General features: G+C 62.6%; 10 protein-coding genes and 2 pseudogenes. 7 read left to right on the top strand and 5 right to left on the bottom strand.

What is annotated here, in order from left to right:
* Positions 1 to 3: 3 nt before the first annotated feature.
* Both ACIPZC_RS08960 and ACIPZC_RS08955 read right to left on the bottom strand, forming a co-directional pair.
* On the bottom strand, positions 4 to 1,626 hold the full coding sequence (locus tag ACIPZC_RS08960) for a methyl-accepting chemotaxis protein (protein ID WP_400626278.1): 1,623 nt from the start codon (positions 1,624 to 1,626) through the stop codon (positions 4 to 6).
* A 128-nt stretch (positions 1,627 to 1,754) separates the two neighbouring features.
* Positions 1,755 to 2,444, bottom strand: a complete 690-nt coding sequence (locus tag ACIPZC_RS08955; protein ID WP_241804355.1) for a tellurite resistance TerB family protein — start codon at positions 2,442 to 2,444, stop codon at positions 1,755 to 1,757.
* 266 nt (positions 2,445 to 2,710) lie between these two features.
* Here ACIPZC_RS08955 and ACIPZC_RS08950 point away from each other — a divergent pair.
* The 3 genes and pseudogenes from ACIPZC_RS08950 to ACIPZC_RS08940 all read left to right on the top strand — a co-directional run.
* Positions 2,711 to 2,833, top strand: a pseudogene (locus ACIPZC_RS08950) (ABC transporter permease); the annotation flags it as partial.
* Between the two features lie 17 nt (positions 2,834 to 2,850).
* On the top strand, positions 2,851 to 4,275 hold the full coding sequence (locus ACIPZC_RS08945; RefSeq protein WP_400626276.1) for a gamma-aminobutyraldehyde dehydrogenase: 1,425 nt from the start codon (positions 2,851 to 2,853) through the stop codon (positions 4,273 to 4,275).
* Between the two features lie 150 nt (positions 4,276 to 4,425).
* A pseudogene (locus ACIPZC_RS08940) lies at positions 4,426 to 4,599 on the top strand (toxin-antitoxin system HicB family antitoxin); the annotation flags it as partial.
* 9 nt (positions 4,600 to 4,608) lie between these two features.
* On the opposite strand, the gene ACIPZC_RS08935 reads toward ACIPZC_RS08940, so the two are convergent.
* Entirely contained in the window at positions 4,609 to 5,715 is a 1,107-nt protein-coding gene (locus ACIPZC_RS08935) for an NADH:flavin oxidoreductase/NADH oxidase (protein ID WP_241804349.1), read from the bottom strand.
* Positions 5,716 to 6,167: 452 nt separating this feature from the next.
* Here ACIPZC_RS08935 and ACIPZC_RS08930 point away from each other — a divergent pair, with 452 nt between their 5' ends.
* Positions 6,168 to 6,449 (top strand): hypothetical protein, encoded by a 282-nt coding sequence (locus tag ACIPZC_RS08930; protein WP_241804348.1) that lies wholly within the window; start codon positions 6,168 to 6,170, stop codon positions 6,447 to 6,449.
* Between the two features lie 139 nt (positions 6,450 to 6,588).
* Positions 6,589 to 6,852, top strand: coding sequence for a DUF3077 domain-containing protein (locus ACIPZC_RS08925; RefSeq protein WP_115274004.1), 264 nt, complete (start codon positions 6,589 to 6,591; stop codon positions 6,850 to 6,852).
* A 112-nt stretch (positions 6,853 to 6,964) separates the two neighbouring features.
* Here the strand turns inward: ACIPZC_RS08925 and recJ are convergent, their stop codons facing one another.
* On the bottom strand, positions 6,965 to 8,674 hold the full coding sequence (gene recJ, locus ACIPZC_RS08920; protein WP_267818326.1) for a single-stranded-DNA-specific exonuclease RecJ: 1,710 nt from the start codon (positions 8,672 to 8,674) through the stop codon (positions 6,965 to 6,967).
* A gap of 12 nt (positions 8,675 to 8,686) precedes the next feature.
* Entirely contained in the window at positions 8,687 to 9,229 is a 543-nt protein-coding gene (locus tag ACIPZC_RS08915; RefSeq protein ID WP_046784361.1) for a YaeQ family protein, read from the bottom strand.
* 132 nt (positions 9,230 to 9,361) lie between these two features.
* Between ACIPZC_RS08915 and ACIPZC_RS08910 the strand changes: the two genes are divergently transcribed.
* On the top strand, positions 9,362 to 10,561 hold the full coding sequence (locus tag ACIPZC_RS08910; protein WP_400626273.1) for a CaiB/BaiF CoA transferase family protein: 1,200 nt from the start codon (positions 9,362 to 9,364) through the stop codon (positions 10,559 to 10,561).
* A 14-nt stretch (positions 10,562 to 10,575) separates the two neighbouring features.
* On the top strand, positions 10,576 to 11,436 hold the full coding sequence (locus ACIPZC_RS08905) for a TIGR02285 family protein (RefSeq protein WP_400626271.1): 861 nt from the start codon (positions 10,576 to 10,578) through the stop codon (positions 11,434 to 11,436).
* Positions 11,437 to 11,487: the final 51 nt, after the last annotated feature.

The raw sequence follows: 11,487 nt of genomic DNA, 5'->3' as shown, positions 1-11,487 counted from the left end.
CGGTCAGACTTTGAAGCGCGATACACCACCGCGCAGGCCCGCGGCCACCTGGCTCAACTCGTCGATGGCGAAGCTGGCCTGGCGCAGCGATTCCACCGTCTGTGTGCTGGCATCGCTGAGCTGAGCCAGTGCCTGGTTGATCTGCTCGGCCCCCGTAGCCTGGGCCTGCATGCCTTCGTTGACCATCAACACCCGTGGCGCCAGCGCCTGTACCTGATGAATGATCTGGCTCAGTTGCTCGCCCACTTGCTGCACTTCGAACATGCCTCGGCGTACTTCTTCGGAAAACTTGTCCATGCCCATCACCCCTGCCGATACCGCCGACTGGATTTCCCGCACCATCTGCTCGATGTCGTAAGTGGCCACAGCCGTCTGGTCCGCCAGGCGCCTTACTTCGGTGGCTACCACGGCAAAGCCGCGCCCATACTCGCCGGCTTTTTCCGCTTCGATGGCAGCATTGAGCGAGAGCAGGTTGGTCTGGTCGGCGACCTTGACGATGGTCACCACCATCTGCGTGATGTTGCTGGCCTTTTCGTTGAGAATCGCCAGCTTGGCATTGACCAGGTCGGCTGCACCCATGACCTGGTGCATGGTGTCTTCCATGCGCGCCAGGCCTTGCTGGCCGGAACCGGCCAGGCTCGAGGCCTGGTCGGCGGCACTGGTGACTTCGGTCATGGTGCGCACCAGATCGCGCGATGTCGCCGCAATTTCGCGCGAAGTGGCCCCTATTTCCGTGGTGGTCGCAGCGGTTTCGGTGGCGGTGGCCTGCTGTTGCTTGGACGTGGCGGCAATTTCGGTGACCGATGTGGTCACCTGCACCGAAGAACGCTGAGCCTGGGACACCAGCTTGGCCAGCGCCTCGGCCATCTCGTTGAAGCCGCTTTCGATGGCGCCGAACTCGTCCTTGCGCTCCAGGCTCAGGCGCATGCTCAAGTCGCCCGAGCGCAGCTTGTCGAGGGCGTGCACCACGCGCTGCACCGGGGCGGTGATGGCGCGCATCAGCAGCAGGCCGCAGATGCCCGCTGCGATGATTGCCAACAACAGCGAAACGATCATGCTGCCTTTGGCAGTGCTCACGGCACCGACGATCTGGTGGTTAGCGGTGTCAGCGGCTTCGCGGTTGTACTCGATCATCGTGTTGAGGTGGTTCCGGCCCTGGGACCAGACCGGTGCCAGCACGTCCTTGATCAAGCGCTCTGCCTCGGCATAATCACGCTGACGGTAGGCTTCGATCACCTGGCCAATGATTTGGGTGTAGTTCGCCTCCATCTGGATGAAGGCGTCGAAATGGGCCTGGTCGTCCTTTTCGTGAATGGTGCCTTGGTAGCTGGCCAGATATTGCTTGAGGCGTTCGTCGAAGCTTTTGAACAGCTCCATGTCGGCGGCTGTGATCTCGCGGTGGTCGGACAACCCCACCAACTGCTGGCTGGTGACATAGCTGTCGACCCAGGCACTGCGGATCATCGAGCTGTAGTAGACCCCGGGAATGCTGTCGGTACCCACTGCCTCCTCGGCACTTTCGATCGCCACCAGCCGCGAGTAAGCAGCTACGACCATCAGCAACATGATGGCGATGATCACGGCGAAACTTGCCAGGATCCGTTGGCGCAAGGTCCAGTTCTTCACATTCAGCCCTCAGGAATTCACAACGAGCGGGAAAAATCGCCGAAGTATAGCCCAGGCTTCCTACGCTTAGGCGGCTGAATATGCGGGGCAATCAGGCATCCCTGCCTTGAGATCAGGCCATTTGCGCGTCATTGACCTGCGGCGGCAAGGCGGGCCTGGCTTTCCAGTTCCTGACGCAACGCTGGGTCCAGGCGAAGCTGGCGGGCCAGTTCGTCCAGGTATGCACGCTCCATGAAGTTCTCCTGATCGACCATCATCAGGCTGGCCAGGTACATCTCGGCAGCCATCTCTGGTGTTTGTGCGGCGCGCGCGACTTCGGCCGGGTCCAGCGGTTTGTTCAGCTCGGCGTGCAACCAGTGCTGCAGTTCACGGTCGCTGTCCAGGCGGGTGAATTCGCCTTCGATCAACGCACGCTCACGGTCATCGATGTGACCATCGGATTTGGCCGCTGCCACCAACGCCCGCAGTACCGCCTGACTGTGCTGCTCGACCTGGGCCGGGGGCAGGCGATCGAGGGTTTGCGGTTCGGCCCCCTGCCCTGCGCCCTGACGGGCCTGCCAGTTGCCATAGGCCTTGTAGGCCAGCACACCGAGCGCGGCGAGGCCACCGTAGGTGATCACTTTGCCCCCGTACTTGCGCGCCTTCTTGTTGCCCAACAGCAAGCCCAGGGCGCCGGCACCCAGCGCCCCGCCCCCAGCGCCGGACAACAGGCTGCCCAGGCCGCCTGAGCCTGCGGCCGGCTTGCTTGCGCCGCCCTGTTTGTTCAGCAGTTCCTGGCCGGATTTGAGCAGTTGATCGAGCAGACCCCGAGTATTCATTGGCATGGCTCCACGCTGCGGAAAATGACGTTCAGAGTAAGGCCTGCAGGGCCCAGGGCCACCCGTGGATTTGCTTCCGGATGTTGCATCGGTAGGCAAAAAGCCAACTAGACTCGATTTCGCCACAAGCGCTTTACACCTATGACGATCGCTTCACTGCTTTCTTGATTGCAGCCGATCAATACCGGGCCGATTCCCAACTGGAAACACCTCGACCTGCGTCTGCAGGACGACCGAACGAGGGCCGCGCTCAGGCCGATGACGGGCCCATCGACGTGCCGGTGACCAACGTGGTTGCCATGCTGGTGATGCTGGTGACCATGCTGCCGATCCTCGGCGCCTATTACCTGACCCGCGACGGTGAAAGCGTTGCGGGCAGCGGCAAATGACCCACAAGGAGCCCCCGATGCAAACCAACATGCTGATCAACGGTCGCCTGGTCGCAGGCGATGGCCCGGCCTGGACCGTGCTCAACCCCGCCGAAGGCAGTGCCTTGGCACAGATCAACGAAGCCACCGAGGCCCAGGTCGATACGGCAGTGCGCGCCGCCGACCTGGCTTTCGACAGCTGGTCGCAGACCAGCCCGAAAGAGCGCTCGCTGGCCCTGCTGGCGCTGGCCGACACGATCGAGGCGCATGCCGATGAGCTGGCCAGGCTGGAGTCGCAGAATTGCGGCAAACCGTTCGCAGCGGCCCTGAACGACGAGATACCGGCCATCGCCGATGTGTTCCGCTATTTTGCCGGCGCCGCCCGCTGCCTCGGTGGCTCGGCGGCTGGTGAATACCTGCCCGGGCACACGTCGATGATCCGCCGCGACCCGCTGGGCGTAGTGGCCTCGATTGCGCCCTGGAACTACCCGCTGATGATGCTGGCGTGGAAGATCGCCCCCGCCTTGGCGGCTGGCAATACCGTGGTCATCAAGCCGTCCGAACTCACCCCGCTGACCGCCCTGCGCCTCGGCGAACTGGCCAAGAACCTACTGCCGGCCGGCGTGCTCAACATCCTCTTCGGCCGCGGCCAGACGGTGGGCAGCCCACTGGTGACCCACCCCAAGGTGCGTATGGTCTCGCTGACCGGCTCGATCCCCACCGGCGCGCACATCATCGGCGCCACGGCGGGCAGCGTTAAACGCATGCACATGGAGCTGGGCGGCAAGGCGCCGGTGCTGGTGTTCGACGATGCCGACATCGATGCCGCCATCGATGGCATCCGCACCTTCGGTTTCTACAACGCAGGGCAGGACTGCACTGCGGCCTGCCGCCTGTATGTGCAGGCGGGCATCTACGAACGTTTCGTCGAACGCCTCGGCAAAGCCGTGGCCAGCCTTAAAACCGGCCTGCAGGATGCCGAGGACACCGAACTCGGCCCGCTGATCAGCGCCCAGCACCGTGACAAGGTAGCCGGCCTGGTCGGGCGCGCCATCGCCCAGCCGCACATTCGCCTGGTCACCGGAGGCAAGGCACTACCGGGGGAGGGTTTCTTCTTCGAGCCAACAGTGCTGGCGGATGCGCTGCAGGATGACGAGATCGTGCGTCACGAGGTGTTTGGCCCAGTGGTGTCGGTAACACGCTTCACTGACGAAGCGCAGGCGCTGGAATGGGCCAACGACTCGGAGTACGGCCTGGCTTCGTCGGTGTGGACCCGCGACACCGGCCGCGCCCACCGCCTGGCGGCGCGGTTGCAGTATGGCTGCACCTGGGTCAATACCCACTTCATGCTGGTCAGCGAAATGCCCCATGGCGGGCAGAAGCATTCGGGGTATGGCAAGGACATGTCGATGTATGGGCTGGAGGATTACACCTGCGTGCGGCATGTGATGATCAAGCACTGAACGTGATGTGAAGCTACCGGCCTCTGCTGAGGCAAGTCAGCAAGGAGGCCGGTACAAAGTGGCGATCGTCCTCGCATGGATACCTAGGACCTTTCCTTCAAGCACCGTCCCTATCTCCTACAGTCCGGCTGTCGAGGAGGCCGTTTATGACACCTCGAAACCTGTGAACGCCTTGGCCGTGAGCCGCACAAGACCTATTCGGGGAAGCTGAGTCTGCGCCTTGAGCCCACCCTTCACGCCAGCGTGGCCGCAAAGGCCGAGCTGGCGGGAAAAAGCATCAATCAGTGGGTCAGCGATAGGCTGCGCAAGGCCGCTTACAGCTGAGGGGGTCAATCAGTCGCGCAGATCCGACTCATGTATCGGATTTGCCCGGCTGGTAGCCCGTTGATACTGCGCCGGCCATGTAGCCCTGTTACCGCCCAGGTCATCATCGGCATGCAACGGCCAGTAAGGGTCGCGCAGCAGCTCGCGAGCCAGGAAGATCAGGTCGGCCTGCCCGGTGCGCAGGATGTGTTCAGCCTGGGCCGGTTCGGTGATCATGCCCACCGTGCCGGTAGCGATTTCCGATTCCTTGCGTACACGCTCGGCGAAACGGGTCTGGTAGCCGGGGCCGGTGGGGATTTCCGCATTCATCGAAGTACCGCCGGAGGACACGTCGATCAGGTCGACCCCGAGCACACGTAGCCGGCGGGCCAGTTCCACGGTTTCGTCCGGGTTCCAGCCGTCCTCTACCCAGTCGGTCGCCGACACACGCACGAACAGCGGCAGTTCCTGCGGCCAGACCTTACGCACCGCCTCGGTCACCTGCAACGTCAGGCGGATGCGGTTTTCGAAGCAACTGCCATATTCATCGCGGCGCTGATTGCTCAGCGGCGAGAGGAACTGGTGCAGCAGGTAGCCATGGGCGGCGTGGATTTCGACCACTTTGAAACCCGCTTGCAACGCGCGTTCGGTGGCTTTGACAAACTCGGCTACAACATCCTGGATCTCGTCCTTGCTCAACTCACGTGGCGCCGTGTGTTCAGGGTCGAAGGCAATTTTCGAGGGGCCCACCGGCTGCCAGCCTCCTTCCTCGATTTTGACGCTGCCATGCTTGCCCAGCCAAGGGCGATAGGTGCTGGCCTTGCGCCCGGCGTGGGCCAGCTGGATGCCCGGCACAGCGCCCTGGGCAGTGATGAACCGCGTAATGCGCTGCAATGGCGCGATCTGATCATCGGTCCACAGACCAAGGTCCTCGGCAGTGATGCGGCCCTCGGCGGTCACGGCTACCGCTTCGGTGATGACCAGCCCGGCGCCGCCGACGGCACGGCTGCCCAGATGAACGAGGTGCCAGTCGTTGGCCAGGCCATCGACGGCGGAATACTGGCACATCGGCGAGACGGCGATGCGGTTGGGCAACGTCAGCTGACGCAGGGTGTAAGGCTCGAGCAGCAGGCTCATGAGGGCACCTCCCAAGGACTCCAATGGTGATCCGGCCCGGGCATTCAAGTGCACATCCCTGGCCCGGTGCCAGTCATTAATCAGACTAGACCAGATTGGTGGGGGGGAAGGTTCCCTCAGATTGCTGACTGCTCCGACGCGCGCACCAGATATTTCCTACACATATGAGCTAGCGATACTTACATCAGGAAAATATCCTACGAATCTTGTCGACTCGCGGCTGATTGTCCCTGGAAACCCCACCCTTTAGGCTTCTTGCGTCGCTGATGTTTGGCGTCCGGGAGTGGAATCCTGTCAATTACTGAGTTGCTGTCGTCATGGCAGTTGTGCGCGGGAGGCCGCAAAGCCTACCGGGTTTACTCGTAGCCTGGATTCCACACCGCGTACAACTGCCACCCATCCGTGTGGAATCGGACAGGTCGGTCAATCAGTAACCTTACGAGTCGTTCACTATGAAAAAACTAGTCCCCGATCCACCGCACCATTTCGACCTTCCCTCCGACAAGACCCTGACCAACGCCGTGAACGAAGGCATCGTGCCAATCGATCACGTGTTGATGAATGTCACCCATTACCTGATGCTCGCTTACAACCATTGCCATCGAGTCCTCGATGCCGTCGAAGATGACAGCTCCCGGGAATCGCTTGTGAATGGGCTGCGTGCCCTGCAGATTGCCTGGGGCCAAGCGGATGCGCTGTCATTGGCCTTGGAGCGTACTACTACCCTGCATTGAGGTTGGATCCACTGGCCTCTTCGCGGGTAACCCCGCAGCCACCGGGGCATCCCAATCCTCAAAACTTGCAGATGACCTGTGGGAGCTTGCCCAAAAAGAGGCCAGAACAAGCAATCGAGAAACTTCAGGAGAGAATTCGATGACCACAGACGACACCCACTTTACTGTCGGGAAGACCACCTTCTTTCAAGGTGAACACCAGACTCACCCACTGTTCCGCATCGAGCCAGGGATTCCCTGCCGCGATGCCCGTGAGCAGGCCTCGGAATTGATGGGTTATGTACGAGAGCTGACCATCATCGGCCTGATGGATGAAAAACCGATGATGATCTGGGCATCCCACTACCTCAGTGCCATGGCCAAGGCACTGATGGATGATGCCGAGTTAGGCATGACAGGCTAACTTTCTTCGGATGGCTAAAGTGTCAGGGAGCCTAGGTCTTGACCTTTAGGTTTACGGCGCCAGGGCAATCGAGCGCCGCCCCGCAAAGACAAGTCAGGCACCTGCAGGCTCCTCAGCGCGGCTCCATATGCGCAATCATCAACTGCACACTTTCGTTCCCGCGGAACTCGTTCACATCCAGCTTGTACGCCAGCTCCACCCAGCGCACGGTCGGGTTGGGCCAGACTTCGCGGTCAATGCCAAAGGCGATGCCGTCCAGACGAACCGAGCCACATTCGCTCTTGAGCACCACCTTCAAATGCCGCTCGCCGACCACACGCTGCTCGACCAACTGAAACACGCCATGGAACAGTGGTTCGGGGAAGTGTTGCCCCCAAGGCCCGGCATTACGCAGGGCCTTTGCCAGGTCCAGGTGAAATTCCTCCACCGCCAGGCTGCCGTCCGAAAGCAGACGGCCGGTCAAATCGTCTTCGCGCAACTGGCGCCGGACTTCTTCATCGAACGCTTCGGCGAACGCCGGGAAATGACTTTCGGGCAACGACAGGCCTGCAGCCATGGCATGGCCGCCAAACTTGCTGATCAACTGCGGATGGCGCGCCGCCACTGCATCCAGCGCATCGCGGATATGGAACCCCGGCACCGAACGTGCGGAGCCCTTGAGCATGCCGTCGCCAGCATCGGCAAAGGCGATGGTCGGGCGGTGGTAACGCTCCTTCAGGCGCGAGGCAAGAATGCCGATCACACCTTGGTGCCATTCGGCATCGAACAGGCACAGGCCGTACGGCATGGCCTCGACCGGCAAATCCTTGAGCTGGGCCAACGCTTCGCGCTGCATGCCCTGCTCGATCGACTTGCGGTCCTGGTTCAGGCCATCGAGCTGCTGCGCCATGTCCTGGGCCAGCGCCTCGTCCTCGCACAACAGGCACTCGATACCCAGGCTCATGTCGTCCAGGCGCCCGGCGGCATTGAGCCGCGGGCCTAAAATGAAACCCAGGTCGGTGGAGGTGATACGCCGGTGGTCGCGACGTGCCACCTCCAGAATCGCCTTCAGCCCCGGCCGTGCCCGGCCGGCGCGGATGCGCTCAAGGCCTTGGTGCACCAGAATGCGGTTGTTGGCATCCAGCGGCACCACGTCGGCAACGCTGCCCAGCGCGACCAGGTCGAGCAGTTCACCGATGTTCGGTTGTGGTTGTGTTTCGTAGCGCCCCAGGCTGCGCAGGCGGGCGCGCAAGGCCATCAGCACATAGAAGATCACCCCGACGCCGGCCAGCGACTTGCTCGGGAAGCCGCAACCTGGCTGGTTCGGGTTGACGATGGCGTCGGCGTCCGGCAGCTGCTGGCCTGGCAGGTGGTGGTCGGTGACCAGCACTTTGAGCCCGGCCGCTTTGGCTGCCGCCACACCCTCGACACTGGAAATGCCGTTATCGACCGTGATCAGCAAGTGTGGCTGGCGCTGCAGCGCCACCTCGACGATCTCTGGCGTCAGGCCATAGCCATATTCGAAACGGTTGGGCACCAGGTAGTCGACATGGGCTGCCCCCAGCAGGCGCAGCCCGAGTACGCCGACCGTACTGGCGGTGGCGCCGTCGGCATCGAAGTCGCCGACGATGATGATGCGCTGGCGCTGGTCGAGCGCTTCGACCAGCAAGTCTACCGCGGCATCAATGCCCTTTAGCTGCTGGTACGGCAACAGCCTCGCCAGGCTCTTGTCCAGCTCTGCCTCAGATTGCACGCCACGGGCGGCATACAGTCGGGTCAGCAAGGGTGGCAGGTTACCGAGAAACGGCAGTGTCGGCGGCAGCGGGCGGGGTTCGATACGCATGGGTCGGTTGGCTCAGCCACGCTCACCGAGCAGCCACTGCAGCTGCACTTCGTGCTGGCCACGGTCATCTGTGACGAACACCGTGCCTTCGCTGATCATCACGTCCCACTTGATGCTGCGCGGCATGTCCGTGGCCAGCACTTCGAGCACCTCTTGCGGTACAGCGGCGATGTTCAGGTTTTTCAGGTTCTTGACCGCGCCCACCACCTTGGACTCCCATACCCGCAAGCTGCCGTAGGCCAACAGGCTGGTGCGCTCGGTACGGCGGGAACACCAGGTCAGGCGATCAGCGTCAGGCTGGCCCACTTCGATCCAGTGCAGCACGCGGTCGTCCAGGCTCTTCTCCCACAGGGCAGGCTCGTCGACATCCGACAGGCCGCGGCCGAACGACAGATTCTCGTTGTACCAAAGTGCGTAGGCCAACAGCCGCACGGCCATGCGCTCCTCGGTTTCCGAAGGATGACGGGCGATGGTCTGCTTGACGCTTTCGTACACGCCGCGATCGAGATCGGTCAGATTCAGTTCGAATTTGTAGGTGGTGGACGGCTGGGCCATGGTCGACGGGCTTCTTGCGCAAAGAAAAGTCACACAGTCTACCCGATCCTGCTCTTCGTTGCGCCGCAGCAGTATCTGCCGCCAACGACCTATGATAAAACCACGCCTCTGCCCATTCGCCCCGGATGCCCCATGCCTACACCGAGCAAACCCCTCGCCGGCCTGAAAGTGATCGAGCTTGGCACCCTGATCGCTGGCCCGTTCGCCTCGCGCATCTGCGCCGAGTTCGGGGCCGAGGTCATCAAGGTCGAGTCGCCCGATGGCGGTGATCCGCTGCGTAAATGGCGCAAGCTGTACGAGGGTACGTCGCTGTGGTGGTTCGTGCAGGCGCGCAACAAGCAGTCGCTGACCCTGAACCTCAAGCACCCCGATGGCCGCGAGGTCCTCAAGCGGCTGCTGGCCGAGGCCGACATTCTCATCGAGAACTTCCGCCCGGGCGTGCTGGAAAAGCTCGGCCTGGGCTGGGATGTGCTGCACGAGCTCAACCCGAAACTGGTGATGGTGCGCCTGTCAGGCTTCGGCCAGACCGGGCCGATGAAGGATCAGCCAGGCTTCGGCGCCGTGGGCGAGTCGATGGGTGGCCTGCGCTACATCACCGGCTTCGATGACCGCCCACCGGTACGCACCGGCATCTCCATCGGCGATTCGATCGCTGCATTGTGGGGCGTGATCGGCGCACTGATGGCGCTGCGTCACCGCGAAGTCAACGGCGGCCAGGGCCAGGTGGTGGACGTGGCGCTGTACGAAGCAATCTTCGCCATGATGGAGAGCATGGTCCCGGAGTTCGATGTGTTTGGCTTCATTCGCGAACGCACCGGCAACATCATGCCAGGCATCACGCCCTCCTCCATCCACACCAGCGCCGACGGCAAGCACGTGCAGATCGGTGCCAATGGCGATGCGATCTTCAAACGCTTCATGCAGGCCATCGGCCGTCACGACCTGGCCGACGACCCGGCGCTGGCCAGCAATGATGGCCGCGATGCACGGCGTGACGAGCTGTATGGCGTTATCGACCGCTGGGCCAACAGCTTGCCGCTGGAGCAGCTGATGCAGACGTTGACCGTCGCCGATGTTCCGGCCAGCCGCATCTATTCGGCGCAAGACATGTTCAGCGACCCGCAGTACCTGGCCCGCGAAATGTTCCTGCAGGCCCGCCTGCCAGACGGTAAAGCGTTCAAGATGCCAGGCATCGTACCCAAGCTGTCCGAGACACCCGGCTCGGCCGAGTGGGTGGGCCCGGCGCTAGGCGAACACACAGACGCCCTGCTTGGCACCCTGGGGTATGACGCCGCCGCCATCGCCCGTTTGCGCCAGGCCGGCGCAGTCTGAGGTCGCCTCCGCCCGTGCGCACGCGCCTGTCCCTGCTGTTCGGGCTGCTGCTCGCCATGGCCATCGCGCCAGTGCAGGCCAAGGAACGCCTGCTATGGCTGGTCCGCGACCTGCCGCCTTTCACCATCCTGGAGGGTGCGGCCAAAGGCCAAGGTGCGATCGACCGGATGCTGGCGCTGCTGATCGAGCAGATGCCCGAATACGACCACGACATCGTGCGCGTCACTCGGGCACGCGGCATACAGATGCTGCAGGACCCTGCCAGCTTCACCTGCGACCCGACCTTGATGTGGACACCGGAGCGCGCGAAGTTCGTGCACTTCTCCAAACCGGCGCTGGGGGCGATGAGCGGTGGCCTGGTGGTGCGCAAGCAAGCCGAACCACTGCTGGCACCGTTTCTGGATGGCGCGCAGATCGATCTCAAGCGCTTGTTGAGCGACAAGCAACTGAAGCTCGGCCTCGTCGCCGGGCGCAGCTACAGCACCCAGATCGATGCGATCCTGCACCCGCTTCCCGACTCGGTTCTCAGCCGCCACTATGGTAACGATGCCACTGCCAACCTACTGCAGATGCAGCGCCTGGGGCGCCTGCAACTGGTGCTCGGCTACTGGCCGGAAGTGCGCTACCTGATCCAGCAACAAGGCGGCTCGCTCGATGACTATCAGTTTCACCCGATACAAGGCGTGGACCGCTATCAGTTCCTGCATGTGGGCTGCTCCGATACGCCATCGGGGCGCGCAGCCATCGCGCATATAGACCAACTGCTGTCCGCGCTGCGCCAGGACACCCTTCCAGCGCTCTATGCCAGGTGGCTGGATCCGGAGTTCCAGACAGAGTACCTGGAGCAGAGCAGGCATTTTTTCGAAGGGCGATAAAAAAGAAACCCCGGGACGCTGGGGAGGACGCCCGGGGCCAATCGAAAGTCC

Source organism: Pseudomonas sp. NPDC089743 (assembly GCF_044748785.1).
GTDB lineage: Bacteria > Pseudomonadota > Gammaproteobacteria > Pseudomonadales > Pseudomonadaceae > Aquipseudomonas > Aquipseudomonas putida_X.
Note: the sequence above shows the minus strand (reverse complement) of the source record. Positions and strands in the feature narration are given on the sequence as shown.

Excerpts from the sequence above, each read along its gene's own strand:
- ACIPZC_RS08935 (WP_241804349.1), bottom strand. The coding sequence starts at position 5,715 with ATGAGCCTGCTGCTCGAGCCTTACACCCTGCGTCAGCTGACGTTGCCC.
- ACIPZC_RS08915 (WP_046784361.1), bottom strand. The coding sequence starts at position 9,229 with ATGGCCCAGCCGTCCACCACCTACAAATTCGAACTGAATCTGACCGAT.
- ACIPZC_RS08945 (WP_400626276.1), top strand. The coding sequence starts at position 2,851 with ATGCAAACCAACATGCTGATCAACGGTCGCCTGGTCGCAGGCGATGGC.
- ACIPZC_RS08910 (WP_400626273.1), top strand. The coding sequence starts at position 9,362 with ATGCCTACACCGAGCAAACCCCTCGCCGGCCTGAAAGTGATCGAGCTT.
- ACIPZC_RS08955 (WP_241804355.1), bottom strand. The coding sequence starts at position 2,444 with ATGAATACTCGGGGTCTGCTCGATCAACTGCTCAAATCCGGCCAGGAA.
- ACIPZC_RS08925 (WP_115274004.1), top strand. The coding sequence starts at position 6,589 with ATGACCACAGACGACACCCACTTTACTGTCGGGAAGACCACCTTCTTT.
- ACIPZC_RS08930 (WP_241804348.1), top strand. The coding sequence starts at position 6,168 with ATGAAAAAACTAGTCCCCGATCCACCGCACCATTTCGACCTTCCCTCC.
- recJ (WP_267818326.1), bottom strand. The coding sequence starts at position 8,674 with ATGCGTATCGAACCCCGCCCGCTGCCGCCGACACTGCCGTTTCTCGGT.